Annotated in this window: 20 protein-coding genes; 19 read left to right on the forward strand and 1 reads right to left on the reverse strand. The window is 39.7% G+C overall.

Annotation, left to right across the window (positions count from 1 at the left end; translation table 11 throughout):
• Positions 1 to 59 precede the first annotated feature (59 nt).
• Both sucC and sucD read left to right on the forward strand, forming a co-directional pair.
• Positions 60 to 1,220 (forward strand): ADP-forming succinate--CoA ligase subunit beta, encoded by a 1,161-nt coding sequence (sucC, locus tag MLE13_RS01630; protein ID WP_008430842.1) that lies wholly within the window; start codon positions 60 to 62, stop codon positions 1,218 to 1,220.
• 18 nt (positions 1,221 to 1,238) lie between these two features.
• On the forward strand, positions 1,239 to 2,141 hold the full coding sequence (gene sucD / locus MLE13_RS01635) for a succinate--CoA ligase subunit alpha (protein ID WP_008430844.1): 903 nt from the start codon (positions 1,239 to 1,241) through the stop codon (positions 2,139 to 2,141).
• Positions 2,142 to 2,217: 76 nt separating this feature from the next.
• On the opposite strand, the gene MLE13_RS01640 is transcribed toward sucD, so the two are convergent.
• Entirely contained in the window at positions 2,218 to 2,481 is a 264-nt protein-coding gene (locus MLE13_RS01640) for a hypothetical protein (RefSeq protein WP_240747724.1), read from the reverse strand.
• Between the two features lie 275 nt (positions 2,482 to 2,756).
• Here MLE13_RS01640 and dprA point away from each other — a divergent pair, with 275 nt between their 5' ends.
• From dprA to MLE13_RS01725, 17 genes are all read left to right on the forward strand, one after another.
• Positions 2,757 to 3,644 (forward strand): DNA-processing protein DprA, encoded by an 888-nt coding sequence (dprA, locus tag MLE13_RS01645; protein WP_240747725.1) that lies wholly within the window; start codon positions 2,757 to 2,759, stop codon positions 3,642 to 3,644.
• Between the two features lie 110 nt (positions 3,645 to 3,754).
• Positions 3,755 to 5,824, forward strand: a complete 2,070-nt coding sequence (gene topA, locus MLE13_RS01650; RefSeq protein WP_240747726.1) for a type I DNA topoisomerase — start codon at positions 3,755 to 3,757, stop codon at positions 5,822 to 5,824.
• Positions 5,825 to 5,844: 20 nt separating this feature from the next.
• A complete protein-coding gene (gene trmFO, locus MLE13_RS01655) occupies positions 5,845 to 7,155 on the forward strand; it encodes an FADH(2)-oxidizing methylenetetrahydrofolate--tRNA-(uracil(54)-C(5))-methyltransferase TrmFO (protein ID WP_008497954.1) in 1,311 nt (436 codons plus the stop codon).
• 67 nt (positions 7,156 to 7,222) lie between these two features.
• Positions 7,223 to 8,116, forward strand: coding sequence for a tyrosine recombinase XerC (gene xerC / locus MLE13_RS01660; protein ID WP_240747727.1), 894 nt, complete (start codon positions 7,223 to 7,225; stop codon positions 8,114 to 8,116).
• Positions 8,117 to 8,132: 16 nt separating this feature from the next.
• Positions 8,133 to 8,678 carry an ATP-dependent protease subunit HslV gene (hslV, locus tag MLE13_RS01665; RefSeq protein WP_008497953.1) on the forward strand — a complete coding sequence of 182 codons (546 nt, stop codon included), beginning with the start codon at positions 8,133 to 8,135 and terminating at the stop codon, positions 8,676 to 8,678.
• Positions 8,678 to 10,075 carry an HslU--HslV peptidase ATPase subunit gene (gene hslU, locus MLE13_RS01670; protein ID WP_240747728.1) on the forward strand — a complete coding sequence of 466 codons (1,398 nt, stop codon included), beginning with the start codon at positions 8,678 to 8,680 and terminating at the stop codon, positions 10,073 to 10,075. Before hslV ends, hslU begins: the two co-directional genes overlap by 1 nt.
• A gap of 86 nt (positions 10,076 to 10,161) precedes the next feature.
• Entirely contained in the window at positions 10,162 to 10,941 is a 780-nt protein-coding gene (gene codY / locus MLE13_RS01675; protein ID WP_065528092.1) for a GTP-sensing pleiotropic transcriptional regulator CodY, read from the forward strand.
• 221 nt (positions 10,942 to 11,162) lie between these two features.
• The gene (gene rpsB / locus MLE13_RS01680) at positions 11,163 to 11,879 is read left to right on the forward strand and encodes a 30S ribosomal protein S2 (protein ID WP_008430856.1); all 717 of its coding nucleotides are present in this window, start codon (positions 11,163 to 11,165) and stop codon (positions 11,877 to 11,879) included.
• 89 nt (positions 11,880 to 11,968) lie between these two features.
• Positions 11,969 to 12,853 (forward strand): translation elongation factor Ts, encoded by an 885-nt coding sequence (tsf, locus tag MLE13_RS01685; protein ID WP_065528091.1) that lies wholly within the window; start codon positions 11,969 to 11,971, stop codon positions 12,851 to 12,853.
• A gap of 81 nt (positions 12,854 to 12,934) precedes the next feature.
• Positions 12,935 to 13,660, forward strand: a complete 726-nt coding sequence (gene pyrH / locus MLE13_RS01690) for a UMP kinase (protein WP_008497949.1) — start codon at positions 12,935 to 12,937, stop codon at positions 13,658 to 13,660.
• On the forward strand, positions 13,660 to 14,217 hold the full coding sequence (frr, locus tag MLE13_RS01695) for a ribosome recycling factor (protein ID WP_240747729.1): 558 nt from the start codon (positions 13,660 to 13,662) through the stop codon (positions 14,215 to 14,217). Before pyrH ends, frr begins: the two co-directional genes overlap by 1 nt.
• A gap of 152 nt (positions 14,218 to 14,369) precedes the next feature.
• Positions 14,370 to 15,161, forward strand: coding sequence for an isoprenyl transferase (locus MLE13_RS01700; protein ID WP_276323767.1), 792 nt, complete (start codon positions 14,370 to 14,372; stop codon positions 15,159 to 15,161).
• Positions 15,158 to 15,949 (forward strand): phosphatidate cytidylyltransferase, encoded by a 792-nt coding sequence (locus tag MLE13_RS01705; protein ID WP_240747730.1) that lies wholly within the window; start codon positions 15,158 to 15,160, stop codon positions 15,947 to 15,949. The genes MLE13_RS01700 and MLE13_RS01705 overlap by 4 nt, the downstream gene beginning before the upstream one ends.
• A 16-nt stretch (positions 15,950 to 15,965) precedes the next feature.
• Positions 15,966 to 17,111, forward strand: coding sequence for a 1-deoxy-D-xylulose-5-phosphate reductoisomerase (dxr, locus tag MLE13_RS01710; protein ID WP_240747731.1), 1,146 nt, complete (start codon positions 15,966 to 15,968; stop codon positions 17,109 to 17,111).
• A 42-nt stretch (positions 17,112 to 17,153) separates the two neighbouring features.
• Positions 17,154 to 18,413: an RIP metalloprotease RseP gene (gene rseP, locus MLE13_RS01715; protein ID WP_240747732.1), complete on the forward strand. Its 1,260-nt coding sequence runs from the start codon at positions 17,154 to 17,156 to the stop codon at positions 18,411 to 18,413.
• Positions 18,414 to 18,512: 99 nt separating this feature from the next.
• A complete protein-coding gene (locus MLE13_RS01720) occupies positions 18,513 to 20,216 on the forward strand; it encodes a proline--tRNA ligase (RefSeq protein WP_240747733.1) in 1,704 nt (567 codons plus the stop codon).
• Between the two features lie 129 nt (positions 20,217 to 20,345).
• Positions 20,346 to 24,653, forward strand: coding sequence for a PolC-type DNA polymerase III (locus MLE13_RS01725; protein ID WP_240747734.1), 4,308 nt, complete (start codon positions 20,346 to 20,348; stop codon positions 24,651 to 24,653).
• Positions 24,654 to 24,679 lie beyond the last annotated feature (26 nt).

Here is a 24,679-nt window from a genome sequence, read left to right on the forward strand (position 1 = left end):
TTAATACAATGGTATAGGCAATAAAATTACGATAGAGATGTTTGATTGGAGGATGACAGATGAATATCCATGAATATCAAGGTAAAGAACTCCTCAGACAATATGGCGTAGCAGTTTCATACGGCACCGTTGCTTTTTCTCCAGAAGAAGCAGTTAAGGCAGCTAAAGAACTGAGTACGGATGTTGTCGTGGTAAAAGCACAAATCCACGCAGGTGGACGAGGCAAAGCTGGCGGTGTTAAAATCGCGAAAAATCTGGATGAAGTCCGTACATATGCGAAAGAACTTTTAGGTAAAGTTCTTGTGACTCACCAGACAGGTCCAGAAGGTAAAGAAATCAAACGCCTTTTGATCGAAGAAGGATCTGACATTAAGAAGGAGTACTACATCGGATTGGTGCTTGACCGCCAAACTGCTCGTGTTACTCTTATGGGCTCTGAGGAGGGCGGAGTAGATATCGAAGAAGTTTCTGAAAACACTCCTGAAAAAATCTTTAAAGAAGTAATCGATCCAGTAATCGGTTTGACTGGTTTCCAGGCACGCCGTATGGCTTTCAACATGAACATTCCGCCAAAGCTTGTTAACAAAGCGGCGAAATTTATGCTTGGACTATACACTGTATTTATCGAAAAAGATGCTTCTATCGTTGAGATTAATCCGTTAGTTGAAACTGGCGACGGCAATATTTTAGCGCTTGATGCGAAGTTCGATTTCGATGAAAACGCTCTTTACCGCCACAAAGACATTGTGGAACTTCGCGATTTCGACGAAGAAGATCCAAAAGAAATTGAAGCTTCTAAGTATGACTTAAGCTACATTTCTTTAGATGGGAACATCGGCTGTATGGTTAACGGCGCCGGACTTGCTATGGCAACAATGGACACGATCAACTATTACGGCGGAACACCCGCTAACTTCCTTGACGTTGGGGGCGGTGCCACTGCTGAGAAAGTAACGGAAGCTTTCAAAATCATTCTTTCTGATAAGAATGTAAAAGGAATTTTCGTTAACATTTTCGGCGGTATTATGAAGTGTGACATCATTGCGGAAGGCGTTATTCAAGCTGCTAAAGAAGTAAGCCTTGAAGTGCCATTAGTAGTCCGTCTTGAAGGAACAAACGTAGAACTTGGTAAAAAACTGCTTAATGAATCAGGTCTTAATATCGTAGCTGCTGGAACAATGGCAGACGGCGCTAAACAGATCGTAGAACTTGTAGGCTAAAGAAGGGCAGGGACAAAAATGAGTGTATACATTAATAAAGACACAAAAGTGCTTGTACAAGGAATTACAGGGTCAACTGCCCTTTTCCATACAAAGCAAATGCTTGAATACGGAACGAAAATCGTTGCGGGTGTAACACCAGGTAAAGGCGGAACTGAAGCTGAAGGCGTACCTGTCTTCAATACTGTTGAAGAAGCAGTAAAAGCTACAGGAGCTAACGTATCTGTAATTTACGTACCGGCACCTTTCGCTGCAGACGCAATTCTTGAAGCTGTTGAAGCTGAGCTTGACATGGCAATTTGTATCACAGAACACATTCCAGTTTTGGATATGGTGAAAGTGAACCGTTACATGGAAGGCAAGAAAACACGTCTTGTTGGACCTAACTGCCCGGGCGTTATTACTCCGGACGAATGTAAAATCGGCATCATGCCTGGATACATTCACAAAAAAGGACATGTTGGCGTTGTTTCACGTTCAGGTACACTGACGTATGAAGCGACTCACCAATTGTCTGAAGAGGGAATTGGCCAATCGACAGCTGTCGGTATCGGTGGAGACCCAGTAAACGGTACAAACTTTATCGATGTGTTGAAAGAATTCAACGAAGATGAAGATACTTACGCAGTTGTAATGATCGGTGAAATCGGCGGAACAGCTGAAGAAGAAGCTGCTGAGTGGGTTAAAGCGAACATGACAAAACCTGTTGTAGGATTTATCGGTGGACAAACTGCACCTGAAGGAAAACGTATGGGCCATGCCGGTGCGATTATTTCTGGCGGTAAAGGAACAGCTGCTGATAAGATCAAAGCTATGAACGAAGCTGGAATCGAAGTTGCAGACACTCCATCAGTAATCGGAGAAACTTTGATCAAAGTGATTAAAGAAAAAGGTTTATACGACAAGTGTAAAACTCATTAATAAATAAAAGACTCAAAATCTTGGTTGACCAAGGTCTTGAGTCTTTTTTTGTGTTCGTATGTAAATAATAAACGCGTTATTCTACTGAAAAAACATCTGTCATCATCAAAAAAATATCGACTGAAATCCAAATACCAAAAGCAATATAAAAAAAGAAAATCCATAAGTTTAGTTTAGTAAATGGTTTTTGGCTAATAATGATAATAAGGAATAAGACTAAGCTAATATAAAGTGGAAGATCCCAGTAGCCAGCATTTAACGAATATTGATAAAGTAAATAACTGGCGGAGATTAACCACAAAACAACAGCGGTAAAGTGAATTGTTTTTCTAACACTCATTTGAGAACTCCCCTTTGGTAATAGTAAGAAACTAAATAGCAAAGTATAAGTGGTTGCATTAAAAACATTGTCATGACTCTTTAAGCTTACCATTGATAGCAAGTAAACAACAAAGAAAATTGAGGTGATAGACATTCCTATTCAATTGATGAAAAAGGACGAATAAAGGCGCATTTTGAACGTTTACGCCAATAGAAAAAACGATTAAAATGAAGTGAAGGTGGATCTGAGTCGAACCATCTTATTAGATTTCAAAAAAGAACAGGAGGAACAACATGAACAAAGAATTTACTGAACGTTTATTGGCATTGCATTATGTTTATCCGAAAAGTTTGCAAAAGCTATTACCGCTATTAGCTGATGATCCAGACCTGACAAAGCTCGAACGAAAATCTCCAAATGAACTAATGTGGCTACTGAATATTAAATTAGAACAAGCAGTCCAACTGAAAGCTTCTTACCGACAATCACTGACATTCCCCTTAGCCGAAACCTACGCCAAATATAAGATACTCCCCATATCTTATCAACACCCACTATATCCCGAAAGTTTACTCGAATTATTTGATCCACCAGCTGTTCTTTATGCCAAAGGAGATCTCACATTGTTAGCTAATTCTCGAAAAATAGCCATAATTGGATCACGTAAAGCTACATCCTACTCTCAAAAAGCTCTGCAAAAAATCGTTCCCCCACTTGTTGAAAAAGACTATGTGATTGTCAGTGGCCTAGCAAAAGGTGCGGATGCCATGGCTCATCAAAAAACGATTGATTTAGGTGGTCGGACGATAGCTGTTACAGGCAGTGGGTTTTTGCATCCTTACCCAAAAGAAAACGCAAACTTAAACCATATAATAGAAGAAAGACATCTTGTTTTAACCGAATATCCACCGTATGTAAAGCCTGAAAAATGGAATTTCCCGATGAGAAATCGCATTATCAGTGGATTGTCTAAAGGAATTATTGTGACAGAAGCGCAAGTGAAAAGTGGCACATTAAGCACAATTGAACATGCATTGGATCATGGGAAAGATATTTTCGCCGTGCCAGGAAGTATAGACTCTTTGTTATCTGAAGGACCCCATAAATTGATATTAGAAGGCGCAAAACCGGTATGGAACGGTTGGCAAGTGCTAGAGGAATACCAACATATACCAGTTTGAAAAGAATGAAAAAAACGAAAACCCTTGCATTAAGCTAAAAACTGTTATACATTTTGCAACAGGTAATTCTTTTAAGCAGTTTTGAGAAACCTCTATGAGGAGGAAAAATTATGGCGGATTTTTTAGTGATTGTGGAGTCGCCTGCAAAGGCTAAAACAATCGAACGGTATTTGGGTAAGAAATATAAAGTCCGTGCTTCACTTGGACATTTACGCGATTTGCCCCGGAGTCAAATGGGTGTAGACGTGGAAAACAATTACGAACCTCGTTATATTACGATCAGAGGTAAAGGACCAATCTTACAAGATCTTAAAAAAGAAGCGAAAAAAGCAAAGAAAGTCTTTCTCGCGGCTGACCCCGACAGAGAAGGAGAAGCAATTGCGTGGCATTTAGCTACGGCACTCGGCATTGATCAAACTTCAGATTGTCGTGTCGTTTTTAACGAAATTACGAAAGATGCGATTAAAGAATCATTTAAGCATCCACGCAAAATTGATATGGACTTAGTTGATGCACAACAAGCACGCCGAATTCTAGATCGTCTTGTTGGGTATAGCATTAGTCCATTACTTTGGAAAAAAGTGAAAAAAGGATTGTCAGCTGGACGCGTCCAATCAGTGGCTTTGCGTTTAGTCATTGATCGTGAAAACGAAATCAAAGTTTTTGAGCCGGAAGAATACTGGTCCATTACTGGCGAGTTCGAAAAATCGAAGAAGAAATTTGAAGCGCAATTTTATGGCAACACAAAAGAGAAAATGAAGTTGAGTAATGAAGCTGATGTCAAAGAAGTAATGTCTTCAATGTCAGGAAAAGATTTCAAAGTAAATCGTGTGGTAAAAAAAGAGAGAAAAAGAAATCCATCCCCTTCTTTTACAACTTCTTCACTCCAACAAGAAGCTGCCCGCAAGTTAAACTTCCGAGCTAAAAAGACAATGATGCTAGCGCAACAATTGTATGAAGGTATTGCAGTAGGGAAAGAAGGCATCACAGGATTAATCACCTATATGCGTACAGATTCAACGCGGATTTCAGATACGGCGAAAAAAGATACAATCGATTTTATCGTTGAAAACTACGGTGAGCAGTACGTTACACAAAAAGTCGCTGCCAAGCAGTCGGCAAAATCACAAGATGCCCACGAAGCTGTGCGTCCAACAAGTGTTATGCGGACACCGGAATCGATGAAGAGTATCCTATCGCGTGATCTTTACCGTCTGTACAAACTCATTTGGGACCGTTTTGTTGCAAGTCAAATGTCTTCGGCGGTATTGGATACCGTTATGGCCGAATTGCAAAATGGTGAAGCAGTATTTCGTGCAAATGGTTCTCAAGTTAAATTCCCGGGCTTCATGAAGCTTTATATTGAAGGTACAGATGATCAAAAAGAAGAAAAAGATAATATCTTACCGGAGATGACTGAAGGAGACGTAGTAAAAGCAGTTGATATTACACCAAATCAGCATTTTACGCAGCCACCTCCACGTTTTACAGAGGCCCGGTTAGTACGAGCTCTTGAAGAGCTTGGAATTGGACGTCCGTCAACCTACGCACCAACATTGGATACAATTCAAAAACGTGGGTATGTCACACTAGATGCAAAACGCTTTATCCCAACAGAGTTGGGTGAAATTGTTCATCAGTTAGTGCTTGAATTTTTCCCGGATATTTTAAACATTGAATTTACAGCTAAAATGGAGCATGATTTGGATACTGTCGAAGAAGGCGAAATCGAATGGCGCTCTATTATCGACGCATTTTATCGGGAATTCGAAAAAAATGTCGAAGTAGCAGAAAATGAAATGGAAAAAGTGCAGATCAAAGATGAGCCGGCTGGCGAAGATTGTGAATTATGTGGGTCACCTATGGTTTACAAATTAGGTCGCTACGGAAAATTCATGGCATGCAGTAACTTCCCTGAATGCCGAAATACGAAAGCGATTGTGAAGCATATAGGTGTTACATGCCCAACGTGTAAGCAAGGTGAAATTGTTGAAAGAAAAAGTAAAAAACGTCGCATATTTTATGGTTGCGAACGTTATCCAGAATGCGAATTCGTCTCATGGGATAAACCAATTGAGCGACCGTGTCCAAAATGTAGCGAGCTATTAGTAGAGAAAAAAGTGAAAAAAGGCGTACAAATTAGTTGTACGAGCTGTGATTATAAAGAAGAAGTTCAATAATAATATAGAGGTGTTTAGAAATGACGAAATATGTAAACGTAATTGGAGCAGGATTAGCTGGTAGTGAAGCGGCTTGGCAAATCGCAAAACGCGGAGTAAATGTCCGCTTATTTGAAATGCGCCCAGTTCAACAAACTGCTGCACATCACACAGATAAATTTGCCGAACTGGTTTGCAGTAATTCCTTGCGCGCAAATTCATTAACCAATGCTGTTGGTGTGATCAAAGAAGAAATGCGCAAATTGGATTCTGTCATTATCGAATCAGCAGATGGTGCATCAGTACCAGCGGGTGGTGCACTAGCAGTTGACCGTCACGAATTTGCGGCGGCAGTTACTGATAAAGTGAAAAACCATCCATTAGTAGAAGTGATCAACGAAGAAGTAACTGAAATCCCAGAAGGCATCACGATTATTGCGACCGGTCCATTAACTTCTCCAGCACTTGCTGAGAAAATTCGTAAATTGACGGGTGAAGAATATTTGTATTTCTATGATGCAGCAGCACCAATCGTTGAAAAAGACAGCATTGATATGGATAAAGTATATTTGAAATCCCGTTACGACAAAGGGGAAGCTGCTTATTTAAACTGTCCAATGACAGAAGAAGAGTTTAAGCGATTCCATACAGCGCTTGTTGAAGCTGAAGTAGTACCTTTGAAAGAATTCGAAAAAGAAATTTACTTTGAGGGTTGTATGCCTGTTGAAGTTATGGCGGCTAGAGGCGAGAAAACGTTAACATTCGGACCGATGAAGCCAGTTGGATTGGAAGATCCGAAAACAGGAGAACGTCCGTATGCGGTTGTCCAACTTCGTCAAGATGATGCAGCTGGAACACTTTACAATATCGTTGGTTTCCAAACGCATCTTAAATGGGGACCTCAAAAAGAAGTGTTGAAATTGATCCCAGGCTTGGAAAATGTTGAAATTGTGCGTTATGGTGTGATGCACCGCAACACGTTTATCAACTCGCCGCGTGTACTGAAACCGACTTATCAATTAAAAGCAGATGAAAACATTTTCTTTGCTGGTCAAATGACAGGGGTCGAAGGTTATGTTGAATCTGCAGGAAGCGGGTTATTAGCGGGCATTAACGCTGCGAAATTAGCATTGGGTGAAGAATTATTGATATTCCCAGCTGAAACAGCATTAGGTAGTATGGCTCGATACATTACCGAAGCAGATAGCAAAAATTTCCAACCAATGAACGTTAACTTCGGATTGTTCCCTGATCTAGGAGAACGTATCCGTTCAAAACAAGAGCGTGCGGAAAGACACGCAAACCGCGCACTTGAATCAATTCAAAATTATATGAATACAATAACTGTTTAATTGATAAAAGCCTCTAAATGTTGTTATAATTTAGAGGCTTTTCTATTTGTTGAAAGGTGGAGCGCGTATGGAAAAAGAAAAGATGCTGGAATCTTTTATGAGTTATATCCAATTGGAAAAGAATTATTCTGAACATACCGTCCACCATTATGAACATGATTTGGCGGATTTTTTTCTGTTTCTGAATGCTGAAGGTGTACCAGACATTAGAGAAGTCGAATATATACATGCTAGAAATTATGTCACGAAATTATATGATGCTAAACTATCGAGAACAACGGTTTCTAGAAAAATTTCTGCAATACGGTCTTTTTTTCGTTATGGTAATCGGGAGTATGGGTTGGACGAAGCTGCGTTTAGATCGTTGTATCATCCTAAAAAAGAAGAGCGGCTACCTCAATTTTTTTATGAAGAGGAATTAGCACAGCTGTTTAAATCAGTACTAGGGGAAGATAAATTGTCGGTTCGTAATACAGCATTGCTTGAATTACTGTATGCAACTGGTATGCGAGTCAGCGAATGTGTTTCTATTCGATTGAATGATTTAGACCAAACGATGCAAATTGTAAAAGTGATGGGGAAAGGAAGAAAAGAACGTTATATTCCTTATGGCCAGTTTGCACAAGATGCATTGGAACATTACCTCGAAGATGCACGTCCTAAATTGATGAAGAAGCAAGAACATGATTATTTATTTGTAAATAGTCGAGGAGAAGCCGTTACCGATCGAGGCGTTCGTCATATTTTAAGCGAGTGCATGAAAAAGGCTTCTGTTAATTCTTCTATTTATCCGCATATGATTCGTCATACTTTTGCGACTCACCTGATCAATAATGGAGCTGATATTCGGACTGTCCAGGAATTATTGGGACATTCTCATTTAAGTTCTACTCAGGTATATACGCACGTTACGAAAGAACATTTACGGAATACGTATTTGAACTCACATCCAAGAGCTTAGAAGGGGGCATTTTACAATGCAAGAATTTCATGCAACCACAATATTTGCGGTTCGACATAATGGTCAATGTGCGATGTCAGGCGATGGCCAAGTCACATTTGGCAATGCTGTAGTGATGAAGCATACAGCAAGAAAAGTGCGTAAATTATACAATGGGCAAGTGTTAACTGGGTTTGCAGGATCAGTTGCGGATGCTTTTACATTGTTTGAAATGTTCGAAGGAAAGTTAACTGAGTACAACGGCAACCTTCAAAGAGCCGCTGTGGAACTGGCTAAGCAATGGCGTGGAGACAAAATGCTCCGCCAATTAGAAGCCATGCTTATTATCATGAACAAAGATGAACTATTGCTTGTATCGGGAACTGGCGAAGTTATTGAACCGGATGATGGCATTTTAGCCATTGGATCTGGTGGGAACTATGCGTTAGCAGCTGGCCGTGCATTAAAGAAATTCGCAGGAGATCATTTTACAGCCGCAGAGATTGCGAAATCAGCTTTAGAAACTGCAGCAGATATTTGTGTTTATACAAATCACCAAATTGTTGTGGAGGAATTATCCTAATGAAAAATCAAACGGATTTAACGCCAAGACAAATTACTAATCATTTAGATCGTTACATTGTCGGACAAAAAGATGCAAAACGTTCGATTGCTATCGCTTTGCGAAATCGCTACCGTAGAAGTCGGTTGGACGAAGAAATGCGCGGAGAAGTAATTCCGAAAAACATTTTAATGATTGGTCCGACTGGAGTAGGTAAAACAGAAATCGCTCGTCGTATTGCTAAATTGACAGGTGCGCCATTCATTAAAGTAGAAGCGACAAAGTTCACAGAAGTCGGATATGTGGGTCGTGATGTTGAATCGATGGTCCGCGATTTAGTCGAATCAGCTGTGCGGATCGTTAAAGAAGAAAAATACGAAGCGGTTAAATTTCAAGCAGAGACGGCAGCGAATGAACGAATCGTTAAATTATTGGCGCCTTCTCTACGTAAAAAACAAACAAACCAAAACCCACTAGAAATGTTTTTCGGACAAAAACTCGAGCAGGATGAAGAAGAACCAACTGCAGAAGTTGAGGTTCGAGTGAAGAGAAGAGAAATCGCTGCTGACTTAAAAGCAGGTAAATTAGAAGAAGAGTGGGTTACGGTTGAAGTGGCTGAAAATTCACTTTCTATGTTTGACGCTCTACAAGGTTCGGGAATGGAACAAATGGGAGCTAATATGCAGGATGCATTTTCTTCTCTTATGCCAAAGAAAAAGAAAAAGCGGCGTTTACGAGTAAAAGAAGCTCGTCGTGTGTTAACGACAGAAGAAGCGGCTAAGTTAGTAGACGATGAAGAAGTAGGTATGGAAGCCATTGAACGAGCTGAGCAGCATGGCATTATCTTTATCGATGAGATGGACAAAATAGCGAGTAAAAGCAATTCGTCTTCAGCTGATGTGTCACGAGAAGGTGTACAGCGCGATATCTTACCAATTGTGGAAGGATCTACTGTTTCGACTAAATACGGAGCAGTCAAAACAGATTATATGCTGTTCGTTGCTGCCGGAGCATTTCATATGTCGAAACCATCTGATTTGATCCCTGAATTACAAGGGCGCTTTCCAATTCGAGTAGAATTGCAGAAGCTAGAAGTAGAAGATTTTGTAAAAATATTAACAGAACCAAAACATTCTTTAATAAATCAGTATAAAGCCCTTCTCGAAACAGAGGGAATTGTGGTACACTTCAGTGATGCCTCAATAATCAGACTTGCAGAAATTGCATATGAAGTAAATCAAGATACAGATAACATCGGTGCGCGCAGGCTGCATACCATCCTGGAGCGCCTTTTGGAAGATTTGTCTTTTGAAGCTTCCGAGATTTCTCCAGCACAAATTGACATTACCGTTCAATATGTGAATGAAAAACTCGAAAATGTGGCAAAAAACAAAGACTTGTCACAATTTATTCTGTAAAACAAGGCGTAATAGTTCCATTGGGGTGTAAAAACCTTTAGAATATTGAATAAACAAGGTACGAATACTGTAGGAGGTTCATTTAAATGAATTTATTAGGAAAAACAAGACGAATTAACTCTATGCTGGAAGCAGCAGGCGGAAAAAAAGTAAACTTTAAAGATATGGCTGAAACATTGAGCGAAGTTATTGAATGTAACGCGTTCGTAGTAAGCCGTAAAGGTAAAGTGTTAGGCTATGCAATCAACCAACAAATCGAAAACGATCGTATGAAAGGTATGCTTGAAGATCGTCAATTCCCAGCTGAGTATACTCAAAAACTTTCAAACATCACAGAAACAACTGAAAACTTAGACGTAAACAGCGAACACACAATCTTCCCAGTTGAAGAACGTGAGTTGTTTAAAGACGGTCTTACAACAATCGTCCCAATTAACGGTGGCGGCGAACGTCTTGGAACATTGCTTCTTGGACGTGTAGAAGCAGAATTCCATGACGATGATTTAATTCTTGGAGAATACGGCGCAACAGTAGTAGGGATGGAAATCCTTCGCGAAAAAGGCGACCGCATTGAAGAGGAAGCTCGTAGCAAAGCTGTTGTTCAAATGGCGATTTCTTCACTTTCATACAGTGAACTTGAAGCAATTGAACACATCTTTGAAGAATTAGATGGCAACGAAGGATTACTAGTTGCTTCTAAAATTGCTGACCGCGTTGGTATTACACGTTCAGTAATCGTAAATGCACTTCGTAAACTTGAAAGTGCTGGCGTTATCGAATCACGTTCTCTAGGAATGAAAGGGACATACATTAAAGTATTGAACACGAAATTCCTTGCAGAACTTGAACAATTAAAAATGAACTAATTTTGTTTTGAAAAGATGTCGGGAAATTTCCGGCATCTTTTTTTTATCTATCTCGACTAAATGATAGAAACTTGTTGCGTTCTTGAACGGTAGCGTGATATAATTTCAAATGGTGTTAAATACACACGCATTTCGATTTGAGTCGTAGGTGCCCAATCGGGTAACGGTTCAGAGAAGAAAAATGCGGAGGGAAAAAATAACCTATCAGGAGGAAACATATCATGGCAGTAATCTCAATGAAACAATTGTTAGAAGCTGGTGTACACTTCGGTCACCAGACTCGTCGTTGGAACCCGAAAATGAAAAAATATATTTTCGTGGAGCGTAACGGTATCTACATCATCGATCTTCAAAAAACAGTTCGCAAACTGGAAGAAGCTTATAGCTTCATGAAACAAGTTGGCGAAGAAGGCGGAAAAGTTCTTTTCGTTGGTACGAAAAAACAAGCTCAAGACGCTATTAAAGAAGAAGCAGAACGCTCTGGTAACTACTACATCAACCAACGTTGGTTGGGTGGAACACTTACTAACTTCGGTACAATCCAAAAACGTGTGAACCGTTTGAAACAAATCGAACGCATGGAAGAAGATGGAACTTTCGAAGTTCTACCGAAAAAAGAAGTTGTTCAGTTGAAAAAACAACACGAACGTCTTGTTAAATTCCTAGGCGGTATCCGTGACATGAGTTCACTACCGGACGTAATGTTCGTAGTTGACCCACGTAAAGAACGTATTGCAGTTGCAGAAGCAATGAAATTGAACATCCCGATCGTTGGTATTGTTGATACTAACTGTGATCCAGATGAAATCGATTATGTTATTCCTGCAAACGACGATGCAATTCGCGCAGTTAAATTATTAACTGGTAAAATGGCGGATGCATTGCTTGAGTCAAAACCGGAAGAAGATGAAGAAACTCAAGCTGAATCTGCTGAGTAATTCACGATTACACAGGTGATAAGCGGCCAACCCCTCTTATCACCTTTTTTTGAGAAAATAGCTACAAATTATGAAGGAGGAATTTAATCATGGCAGTAACAGCACAAATGGTAAAAGAATTACGCGCTAAAACAGGCGCAGGGATGATGGATTGTAAAAAAGCTTTAGTACAAACAGACGGTGATATGGAAGCGGCAATCGATTTCCTACGTGAAAAAGGTCTTTCAAGCGCTTCTAAAAAAGCAGACCGTATTGCAGCTGAAGGGATTACTTCGATTCTTGTAAAAGAAAACGAAGCAATTATCTTCGAAGTAAACGCAGAAACTGACTTTGTTGCGAAAAACGAAGGCTTCCAAACATTAGTAAAAGAATTGGGCGACCACTTGATCACAACTAAACCAGCTACTGTTGAAGAAGCTAACGCTTCTACAATGTCTAACGGTTTGACAGTTGCAGACCACATTTCAAACGCTATCGCTAAAATTGGTGAAAAAATCACTTTGCGTCGCTTTGAAATTCGCACGAAAACAGATGCTGATGCATTTGGACCATACCTACACATGGGCGGAAGAATTTCAGTATTAGTAGTTCTTGAGAACTCTACAGATTCAGATGCTGCTCGCGACATCGCTATGCACATTGCTGCATTAAACCCTAAATACATTTCGCGTGATGAAGTTTCTGCTGACGAAGTAGAACACGAGCGCAAAATTTTGACTGAGCAAGCATTAAACGAAGGCAAACCTGAAAAAATCGTTGCTAAAATGGTTGAAGGTCGTCTTGGTAAATATTTCGAAGACATTTGCTTGCTTGACCAAGCATTCGTTAAGAACTCAGATCAAAAAGTTCGTGATTTCGCAACTTCAACTGGTGGAACTGTTAAAGAATTCATCCGTTACGAAGTTGGAGAAGGAATCGAAAAACGTGAAGACAACTTTGCTGATGAAGTTATGAGCCAAGTTAACAAAAAATAAGATCGTTTATCATATGATTTAACTTGGGGAACACGAGAATGTGTTCCCTATTTTTCAATAAAAGTGTAATGGAGGGTACCGATGAGTGTTCAGCAATATAAACGCATTGTATTAAAACTAAGTGGTGAAGCAATGGCAGGAGGACAGGGTTTCGGATTGTCCCCTGAGATTATCAAATCAGTAGCAAGCCAAGTAAAAGAAGTGGTAGAACTCGGAGTAGAAGTCGCAGTAGTTGTAGGCGGCGGTAACATTTGGAGAGGTAAAGTCGGTTCTGAAATGGGTATGGATCGTGCGACAGCTGATTATATGGGCATGTTGGCGACAGTTATGAACTCATTGGCTTTACAAGATTCATTAGAAAAACAGGACGTTGAAACACGCGTACTGTCATCTATTGAAATGCGCCAAGTAGCTGAACCATATATCCGCAGAAGAGCCATTCGTCATTTAGAGAAAAAACGGGTTGTCATCTTTGCAGCAGGTACAGGAAATCCTTACTTCTCAACTGATACAACAGCAGCATTGCGTGCGGCAGAAATTGAAGCCGATGTCATTTTAATGGCAAAAAACAATGTTGATGGTGTTTACTCAGCTGATCCGAAGACGGATTCAACTGCAGTGAAATATGATGAACTTTCTTATTTCGACGTGATTCAACAAGGTTTGCAAGTGATGGATTCAACTGCTTCTACGCTTTGTATGGACAATGACATCCCACTCGTAGTATTCTCTATTATGGAAAAAGGAAATATAAAAAGAGCTGTACTTGGAGAGAAAATCGGTACAGTAGTGAGGAGAACAATCTAATGCCGAAATCAGTAATGAATGAAACCGAAACTAAAATGACTAGTGCAATCCAAGCTTTTTCACGCGATTTAGCATCAATTCGTGCTGGCCGTGCAACACCATCAATTTTGGATAAATTGACAATCGATTATTACGGTTCTCCAACACCGGTCAACCAAGTCGCGGGAATTTCAATTCCTGAAGCTCGTTTGATCATGATCCAACCGTATGACAAATCGGTTCTTGGTGATATTGAAAAAGCGATTCTTAAATCTGACTTAGGTTTAAGTCCATCAAATGATGGCTCTGTTATTCGCTTAGCTGTACCTGCTTTGACTGAAGAACGTCGTAAAGACCTTGTTAAGCAAGTGAAAAAAGAAGCAGAAGAAGCGAAAATTGGAATCCGCAATATTCGCCGCGATGCTAATGACGAGTTTAAAAAACTTGAGAAGAAAAGTGAAATTACAGTAGATGACTTACGTGGATATTCCGATGATGTTCAGAAATTGACAGATGACAACATTGCGAAAATCGATGAAATGGCTAAAGATAAAGAAAAAGGAATTATGGAAGTTTAAATCGAACTTCATCTTATGTTGAGCGTCCTGTTAAACAGGACGCTTTTTCATGCCAAAAATTATAGCTCTATTCTGAAAGAAGCGCACAATGCTGTTTTTTTTGATATGATAAGCAATAGACATGCCGATTTGTAATAGGTGGAGGATTAACTATGTTTAATAAACTATTAAAAAGAAATACTGATGTGGTCATGGAAAATAAAGATCGCTCAGTTTTGATTCCAAATGAAGAAGTTCCGGCGCATATTGCAATTATTATGGACGGAAATGGCCGTTGGGCAAAAAAACGTTCATTGCCAAGAGTTGCTGGGCATCATGAAGGAATGAAGACAGTTCGCAAAGTGACAAAGCTTGCCAACGAACTAGGGGTAAGTGTATTAACTTTGTATGCATTTTCCACAGAAAACTGGAAACGTCCAAAAATTGAAGTGGATTTTTTGATGCGTTTACCTGAAGAATTTTTAACAACCTTTTTACCTGAATTAGTAGAAGAAAATGTGCGCGTAGAAATGATGGGGTACCATGAGAATTTGCCAACGCATACACTTAAAGCTATAAATAAGGCAAAAGAAGCGACAAAACATAATACAGGACTTATATTAAATTTCGCATTAAATTATGGAAGTCGCGCAGAAATTGTTGATGCAGTTAAAGACATTGCTGCACAAGTAGCTGAAGGCACGTTAACGCTTGACGACATAAACGAAGACCTCATTACAGGAGGGCTAATGACAAAAGGCTTACCTGAACCTGATTTATTGATTCGTACAAGTGGTGAAGTGCGTTTAAGTAATTTCATGCTTTGGCAATTGGCTTATACCGAGTTTTGGTTTACGGAAACCTTGTGGCCCGATTTTAATGAAAATTCCTTACTTGAAGCGATTCAAATTTACCAAAATCGTAATCGCCGGTATGGAGGGTTGAAAGGGGACGAAGTGAAATGAAACAACGGATCATAACAGGTGTTATCGCAGCGGCATTTTTCATCCCTTTTGTTATTTATGGGGGTATTCCGTTTATTTTACTTGTGTATATGTTAGGAACAGTAGCCTTGCAAGAACTTTTGAAAATGAAAGGCCGGAGCTTACGGAGTATTCCTGGCCTTATTTCTCTGATTGCATTATATGCATTTATGCTTCCTACTCAATGGGCGCAGCAAGTGTTTGAATGGACTGGATACGAAAAAATTGAATTTGCCTTTTTAGCCGTTATTTTACTTTTGATACATACAGTAATTGTGAAAAACAGTTTTACTTTTGATGATGCAGCATTTGCTATTATGGGTACTTTATATGTAGGTATTGGCTTCTATTACTTTATCGAAACGCGTGAAGCAAGCCTTAGTTATCTAATATTTGCTTTGTTAATAGTCTGGTTTACTGATTCAGGCGCTTATTTTACAGGACGTAAAATTGGCAAGCGGAAACTGTGGCCGGAAATTTCGCCAAATAAAACGATTGAAGGATTTGTTGGTGGAATTGTTTGGGCAATTGGAATTGCATTGATCTTTGACTATTTCATCCCATTAAACCATTCCATTATATTAATCGTAGTGGTGACTATAATCGCCTCTGTCTTTGGTCAAATGGGTGATTTAGTAGAATCTGCGTTGAAGAGACATTTTAACGTGAAAGACTCAGGAACGATTTTACCAGGACACGGCGGAATATTGGATCGTTTTGATAGTATTTTGTTTGTGATGCCTTTGCTTCACTTTTTACATTTCATCTAAGAGAGGAAATTGCTGAATGGTTAAGAAAATTATTTTGCTGGGTGCTACGGGGTCGATTGGTGTGCAAACAGCTGACATTATCCGAGAACATCCGCATGAATTTACTTTAGTTGGATTTGCTGCTGGAAAAAACATGGACATTACACGTAAACTGATCGCGGAATTCAAACCTGAAATTGTTTGTATTCAACAACCAGAAGACGCAAAAACACTAGCAGCTGAATACCCGAGTGTGTTGTTTGTGAGCGGTGCCAAAGGTCTAATCGAAATCGCTGTTTACGATGCGGATGTCCTTGTCAATGCAGTACTTGGTAGTGTTGGTCTCGAGCCTACATTAGAAGCAATCAAGCTTGGCCGAACCATCGCTATTGCAAATAAAGAAACGCTCGTAACAGCAGGACATTTAGTTATGGATAGCGCTAGACATTATGGTGCAGATATACTGCCGGTTGACAGTGAACACTCGGCACTTTTTCAAGCGTTAAACGGCGAAAAGAAAGAGCAAGCCAGTCGATTAATCTTAACGGCCTCTGGTGGTAGCTTCCGTGATTTAACACGTGAACAATTGAAAAACGTCTCTGTTCAAGATGCATTAAATCACCCAAACTGGTCGATGGGGTCGAAAATTACGATTGATTCAGCCACTATGGTCAACAAAGGATTAGAAGTCATCGAAGCTCATGTACTATTTGATTTTGCATATGCGGATATTGATGTTGTACTTCACCGAGAAAGTATTATTCATTCGATGGTCGAATTCCAAGATACAAGCGTTATGGCGCAACTTGGCACTCCCGATATGCGTGTACCGATTCAATATGCTTTGTCTTATCCGGATCGCTTTCCGCGTCCTGAAGCAAAACGACTAAACTTAGCAGAAATTGGTCAATTGAATTTCAAAGAAATGGACTATAAACGCTTCCGTGCATTGCAATTGGCATTTGATGCTGGAAATGCAGGTGGAACCATGACGACAGTATTAAATGCTGCGAACGAACAAGCTGTAGCATTGTTCCTTAATGAAGAAATTACGTTTTTGCAAATTGAGGAAATGATTGAACGTGCAATGGATCAACATGAAGTTTTAGCTAATCCAGATTTAGAAACGATTTTGCATGTAGATGCTGAAACAAGAAAATTCGTTAAAAAAATGCTAAAATAACTAAAGATCAAAACCGAATAAGTTTATAAAGGTGGGTTCAAAATGGAAACGGTTATCTCGTTTATAATAATTTTCGGTGCTTTAGTATTTTTCCATGAATTTGGTCATTTTCTTTTCGCAAAACGGGCGGGCATTTTAGTTCGTGAATTTGCAATTGGGATGGGTCCGAAAATTTTGGGCATTACCAAAGGAGAAACGCTTTACACATTACGATTGTTGCCAATTGGCGGCTATGTGCGCATGGCAGGCGAAGATATGGACACAATCCATATTCAGGCAGGCCATCGCATCGGCATTTTATTGAACAAAGAAGGATTAGCTAAAAAAATAATCATGAATCAAAAGAATGTTTATCCTGAAATTCTGTTTTTAGAAGTAGAAGAAGCAGATTTGGAAAAAGAGCTTTGGATTAAAGGTTATGACGAAGAAGAAAAATTAGTGCGCATTGATGTAGCACGTGACGCTGTTGTCGAGGAAAATGGCAGAGAAATTATTTTAGCTCCATATGATCGACAATTTGATTCAAAAACAGTAGGCAAGCGATTTATGACGATTTTTGCAGGTCCGCTTTTCAATTTCATTTTAGCGTTTCTTATTTTTACAGCACTTGGCATGATGCAAGGCATTCCTACTTTTGAACCTGTGATAACTGAAGTAACAGAAGAAAGTCCGGCAGCTGAAGCAGGAATGCAAAATGGTGATTTGGTAACCTCAATCGAAGGAAATGCAATTGCTACATGGGACGAGCTAGTTGAATCTGTTCAAAACAATGCGGGAAATCCGCTAGCTTTTGAAGTAGAACGCGACGGTGAGCCGTTAGACTTTACCATTACTCCTGAAGTTGCAGAGCAATCTGCTGAAGAGGTTGGGGTTATTGGTGTTCTATACCAAAGCCCGATGGAAAAAGATTTTCTTGGTTCATTCGCATATGGTGCTGAACAAACCATCTTTTGGTTCAAAGAAATATTCCGTCTATTAGGAATGCTTGTAACAGGGCAATTTACAATTGATGCCTTGTCAGGTCCTGTAGGGATTTACAAAACGACTGAAGAAGTTGCCAAATATGGTTTCTTCACGTTGATGAGCTGGGCTGGTATGTTAAGTATCAATCTTGGTATTATGAACTTGCTTCCATTACCAGCACTTGATGGTGGACGTTTAATGTTCTTTATCGTTGAAGCATTACGTGGCAAACCGGTAGATCGGCAAAAAGAAGGAATGGTCCATTTTGTCGGGATTATGCTACTTATGCTACTCATGCTCGTTGTCACTTGGAATGATATTCAAAAATATTTCTTTTAAAATAAGCAATTGAGCAACAGTGGACAGGCGATTTATTGCCTGTCCTGAACTTTTAATACTTTACTAAAAATTTTATAGTCAGTTGAGGTGTATTCTGGAATGAAACAAACAGCAACGTTTATCCCGACTTTACGCGAAACTCCAGCCGATGCAGAAGTAAGATCGCATCAGTTATTATTACGCGCAGGCTTTATCCGTCAAAACACGAGCGGTATTTACTCGTTTTTACCACTTGGAAAACGTGTACTTCAAAAAGTTGAAACCGTGATTCGCGAAGAAATGGAAGCTGCTAATAGCGTCGAAATCTTCATGCCTGCACTTCAACAAGCTGAATTATGGCAAGAATCTGGTCGTTGGTATTCTTATGGCGACGAATTGATGCGTTTGAAAGATCGCAATGATCGTGAATTTGCACTAGGTGCAACTCATGAAGAAGTCATTACGAGCTTATTGCGTGATGAGATTAAATCTTACAAAAAATTACCTTTGAATTTGTTCCAAATTCAATCGAAATTTAGAGATGAAAAACGTCCCCGTTTTGGCTTGTTACGTGGCCGTGAATTCTTAATGAAAGATGCTTATTCGTTTCATGCGACGACTGAAAGTTTAGATGAAACGTATGACGTAATGATGCAAGCATATACGAATATCTTTACACGTCTTGGACTAAATTTCCGCGCAGTTATTGCGGATTCAGGTGCGATTGGTGGAAAAGACAACCATGAGTTTATGGTGTTGTCGGAAATTGGTGAAGATACAATTGCTTATTCGGACACTTCTTCATATGCAGCGAATATCGAAATGGCTGCAGTTAACGTAAATTATCCAGTTTCAGACGAAACTCCTGAAACGTTGGAAAAAGTTGCAACGCCAGGTAAGAATACAATTACAGACGTTGCAGAATTTTTTGGAACTACTGCTGATAAATGCATTAAAACAATGGTCTTTAAAGCGGATGAGGAATTGGTTATCGTTTTAGCAAGAGGCGATCATGAAGTGAACGATGTTAAAGTTAAACATGCTACCGGTGCTACTGTTATCGAAATGGCTACACCAGAAGAGGTACAGCAATTATTAGGCTGTGATATCGGTTCGTTAGGGCCTATCAATTTGCCTGAAGATATTCGTTTGTTTGCTGATCACGCAGTGGAAAACATCGTTAATGGAATTGCTGGAGCTAACGAAAGCGGCTATCATTATAAAAATGTAACACCAGGAAAAGACTTTACAGTTCCTGCTTTCCACGACTTACGCTTTATCCAAGAAGGAGATGCCTCTCCAGACGGACAAGGAACAATTCAATTTGCTAAAGGCATTGAAGTAGGTCACATTTTCAAATTGGGCACAACATACAGTATTCCGTTAAAAGGTACGTTCTTAAACGATCAAGGCAAAGCGATGCCTTATATTATGGGATGTTACGGAATTGGTGTATCTCGTGTGCTGGCTGCAGTTGCAGAACAATTCCAAGACGAAAATGGTTTTACATGGCCAGATGTTGTTGCTCCTTATGAAGTTCATTTAGTACCGGTTAATGTTAAAGACGATACGCAGCGTGAACTTGGCGAAGAACTGTATTCGTTATTAAAAGAAAACCGTTACGAAGTATTACTTGATGACCGCAAAGAACGAGCGGGTGTGAAATTTGCAGATGCAGACTTGATCGGATTGCCAATCCGTATCACCATTGGTAAAAAAGCAGCAGAAGGCATTTTAGAAGTTAAAATACGTCGTACAGGTGAAACATTTGAATGGACGCGTGACGAAGTACTTGAGAAAATACAGCAGTTTTTTAAAAAATAATAACGAAATCTGATATGATGAAAGGAAAGTACATTGTGTACTTTCCTTTCTTTTTCTGCTTGCTTCAGAAGATCCTGAAAGAACTTAAGCTAGCACTTTTCTTAAATCACTACCATGAAGGGGATAATTATGACAAACGAGCAAGACTCTAAGATGCGATTCAAATTGCTGCTTCAGCATCTCGAATTAACGGAAGATGTACACATGCCTTTTTTCGAAGAAGCTGAATTGACACGGATGACCGTCCATAAAAAAGAACGTTCCTGGAAATTTATTGTGAAATTGAAGAATATCTTGCCGATTGACTTGTATCTATTATTAAAAGAACGTCTATATAGCACATTTTCTCCAATTGCTCGAGTTCAACTAAACATTGAAACCGCACAAGAAACGGCACAGGAAGACTTAGTATTATCTTATTGGAAATATGCTGTTGAAGAATTGGCAGACATGGCACCGCCACTACGTGAGCGGTTATTGTCACAAGCGCCAGTATGGAATGGCAATAAATTATTATTACAATGCAGTCATGAACATGAAATGATGGCATTAAAATCAAAATACAGTGATAAACTAGCAGGGGTTTACCGTCAATTTGGCTTTCCACATGTAGCCATTGATTTTCAACTATCAGACGAAAACCAAGAAGCCGCTCATGCAGCTTTCATGGCAGAACGTTTGCGCGAAGAAGAAGAAATGGCGAAAAAAGCATTGTCGGATATGAAAAAGCGAGAAACCAGCCAGAAAGAAAATGGAGCTCCTTCAGGACCATTCCAAATGGGTTCTGCGATCAAACCGGATGAAAATATCGTTGATATTAAATCCATTGTTGATGAAGAGCGCCGAGTGACTATCGAAGGTTATGTCTTTGATGCTGAGGTTCGTGAACTACGAAGCGGACGTTCATTATTAACGGTTAAAATAACAGATTATACCGATTCGATTCTTGTGAAAATGTTCTCGCGCGATAAAGAAGATGCTGAATTAATGGCCAATGCGAAAAAAGGCATGTGGCTAAAAGCGCGTGGCTCAATTCAAACGGATACTTTTGTTCGAGATTTGGTCATGATGGCGCAAGATATGGTGGAAATCAAACCAGAACTTCGACGAGATACGGCTGAAGAAAAACGTGTTGAATTGCATTTGCACACACCAATGAGTCAAATGGACGCTGTTTCGTCTGTCGATTCTTTAGTAAGTCAAGCCGCCAAATGGGGTCATCCTGCTATCGCCATTACCGATCACGCTGGTGTGCAATCATTTCCGGATGCTTACGCAGCCAGTAAAAAACATGGCATTAAAGCAATTTTTGGATTAGAAGCGAATTTAGTAGATGATGGTGTACCGATTGCGTATGAAGAGCGCCATGCACTATTAGAAGAAGAAACCTTCGTGGTGTTTGACTTAGAGACCACAGGTTTATCAGCTGTTTACGATACCATCATTGAGCTGGCTGCTGTAAAGATTAAAGGCGGTCAAATCATTGATAAATTCGAAAGTTTTGCCAACCCGCATCATGAACTATCATCGACGACGATCGATTTAACTGGGATTACGGATGACATGGTGAAAAATGCACCGGAAGTAGAAGAAGTTATTCGCAAATACCATGACTGGGCAGGAGACCATATTATGGTCGCTCATAATGCATCATTTGATATGGGCTTCTTGTATGTTTGCTACAAAAAATACGGCATAGATACCGTACATGCTACAATTGATACCTTAGAATTAGCGCGTATGCTTCACCCTGAATTGAAAAATCATCGTCTAAATACATTGGCTAAAAAGTTTGGCATTGAGCTAACGCAGCATCACAGAGCCATCTACGATACGGAAGCAACTTCGTATTTGTTGACGCATCTTTTAAAAGAAGCGGATCAAAAAGGTATTTTGTATCATGATCAATTAAATGATTATGTGGGTAGTGGCGATGCGTATAAACGATCGCGTCCGACTCACTGTACACTGCTCGCGCAAAACGACGAAGGATTGAAAAACCTTTTCAAACTAGTATCTGCTTCGCATATCAATTATTTCTACCGAGTGCCGCGTATTCCGCGTTCGTTGTTGCAAAAGCATCGAAAAGGACTCTTAGTAGGTTCAGGTTGCGATAAAGGCGAAGTGTTTGAAGCAGTTATGCAAAAATCGATGGAAGAAGTCGAAAAGACTGCTCAATTTTATGATTATTTAGAAGTTCATCCGAAAGAAGTTTATTCACATTTAATCGAACGAGAAATGATTCGAGATGAATGGAATTTAGAAGACATTATCCGCAAACTCGTAAAAATTAGCCGCAAATTAGAGATACCGTTAGTGGCGACTGGCAATGTTCATTACCTTGATGAAACAGATGCGATTTTCCGTCAAGTATTAATCGGATCACAAGGTGGAGCGAATCCATTGAACCGTACGAAATTACCGAAAGTGCATTTTAGAACGACTAATGAAATGTTAGATGCATTTGATTTTCTTGGCAGTGAAACGGCACATGAACTTGTGGTAGCCAATTCCTTGAAAATTTCTGAAATGATTGAAGTCGTGAAACCGATCAAAGATGAACTATACACACCAAAAATTGAAGGCGCTGATGAGGAAGTCCGAGAGCTTAGCTATAATATGGCTCGACAAATTTACGGCTCACCGTTACCTGAAATTGTAGAAGCACGGATTGAAAAAGAACTTAAATCCATTATCGGTCACGGATTTGCGGTTATTTACTTGATTTCACACAAACTTGTTAAAAAATCGTTAGATGACGGCTACTTAGTTGGTTCGCGTGGTTCGGTTGGGTCTTCTTTAGTTGCGACATTAACTGAAATCACAGAAGTAAACCCGTTGCCGCCACATTATATTTGTAGAAAATGTAAAAAATCCGAGTTTTTTGATGATGGGTCAGTCAGTTCCGGATTTGATTTGCAAGATAAAAACTGTCCAGACTGTGATATTCCGTATCAAAAAGAAGGTCAAGATATTCCGTTTGAAACGTTTTTAGGATTTAAAGGGGATAAAGTTCCCGATATCGATTTAAACTTTAGTGGTGAGTATCAGTCCAAAGCTCACAACTATACAAAAGAGTTATTTGGTGAAGATAATGTTTTCCGTGCCGGAACGATTGGGACGGTTGCAGAAAAGACGGCTTATGGTTATGTCCGTGGCTATGCAAACGACCGGGATATGACAATTCGTGGTGCAGAAATCGATCGACTTGTGCAAGGTTGTTCAGGTGTTAAACGGAGCACTGGTCAGCACCCAGGAGGAATTATTGTTGTTCCAGATTATATGGACATTTATGATTTTTCGCCGATTCAATTCCCTGCAGATGCACAGGATTCCGAATGGAAGACGACTCATTTTGATTTCCATTCGATTCACGATAATTTATTAAAACTGGATATTCTCGGACATGATGATCCGACAGTAATTCGTATGCTGCAAGATTTATCTGGAATAGACCCAAAAACCATTCCTACCGACGATCCGGAAGTAATGAAGATTTTCGCCGGACCAGAAACGCTTGGCGTAACGAAAGAACAAATTGGCTGCAAGACCGGTACACTAGGCATTCCTGAGTTTGGTACGCGTTTTGTCCGTCAAATGCTTGAAGAAACAAAGCCGAATACGTTTTCGGAGCTGGTTCAGATTTCGGGACTGTCTCACGGGACGGACGTTTGGTTAAGTAACGCGCAAGAATTGATTCAAAATGGTACTTGTCAGCTGTCAGATGTAATTGGTTGTCGAGATGACATTATGGTTTACTTGATTTATCAAGGACTCGAGTCTTCACTAGCATTTAAAATTATGGAATCCGTTCGAAAAGGGAAAGGCTTAACACCTGAATTTGAAGAAGCGATGAAAAAAGAAGGTGTACCAAACTGGTATATCGAATCTTGTAAAAAGATTAAGTACATGTTCCCGAAAGCCCATGCGGCTGCATATGTATTAATGGCTGTTCGGATTGCTTATTTCAAAGTTCATTTCCCGATTCTTTATTACGCAGCATACTTTACCGTTCGGGCTGAAGATTTTGATGTTAATGCAATGTCTAAAGGGTCGCAATCGATTCGTTCAGTAATTGATGATATCAATTCCAAAGGTCTAGAAGCTTCAACTAAAGAGAAAAACTTATTAACGGTTATGGAACTAACGCTTGAAATGGTAGAGCGGGGCTATACTTTCCAAAAAGTAGATTTATATAAATCTTCTGCTGATCAATTTATTATTGAAGGAAAGAGTTTGATTCCGCCGTTTAATGCTATCCCAGGATTAGGAACCAATGCAGCGAAATCAATCGTAGCTGCAAGGGAACATGGGGAATTTTTATCGAAAGAAGATTTGCAACAACGTGGTCGTGTTTCAAAAACAATCATCGAATACATGGATGATCACGGTTGCTTAGAAGGTATGCCAGAAGCGAATCAGCTGTCACTGTTCTAGTCAGTTGCACCACGGCGCGGTTTATG

It is taken from the genome of Planococcus halocryophilus (assembly GCF_022489025.1).
In the GTDB taxonomy this organism is placed as follows: domain Bacteria; phylum Bacillota; class Bacilli; order Bacillales_A; family Planococcaceae; genus Planococcus; species Planococcus halocryophilus_A.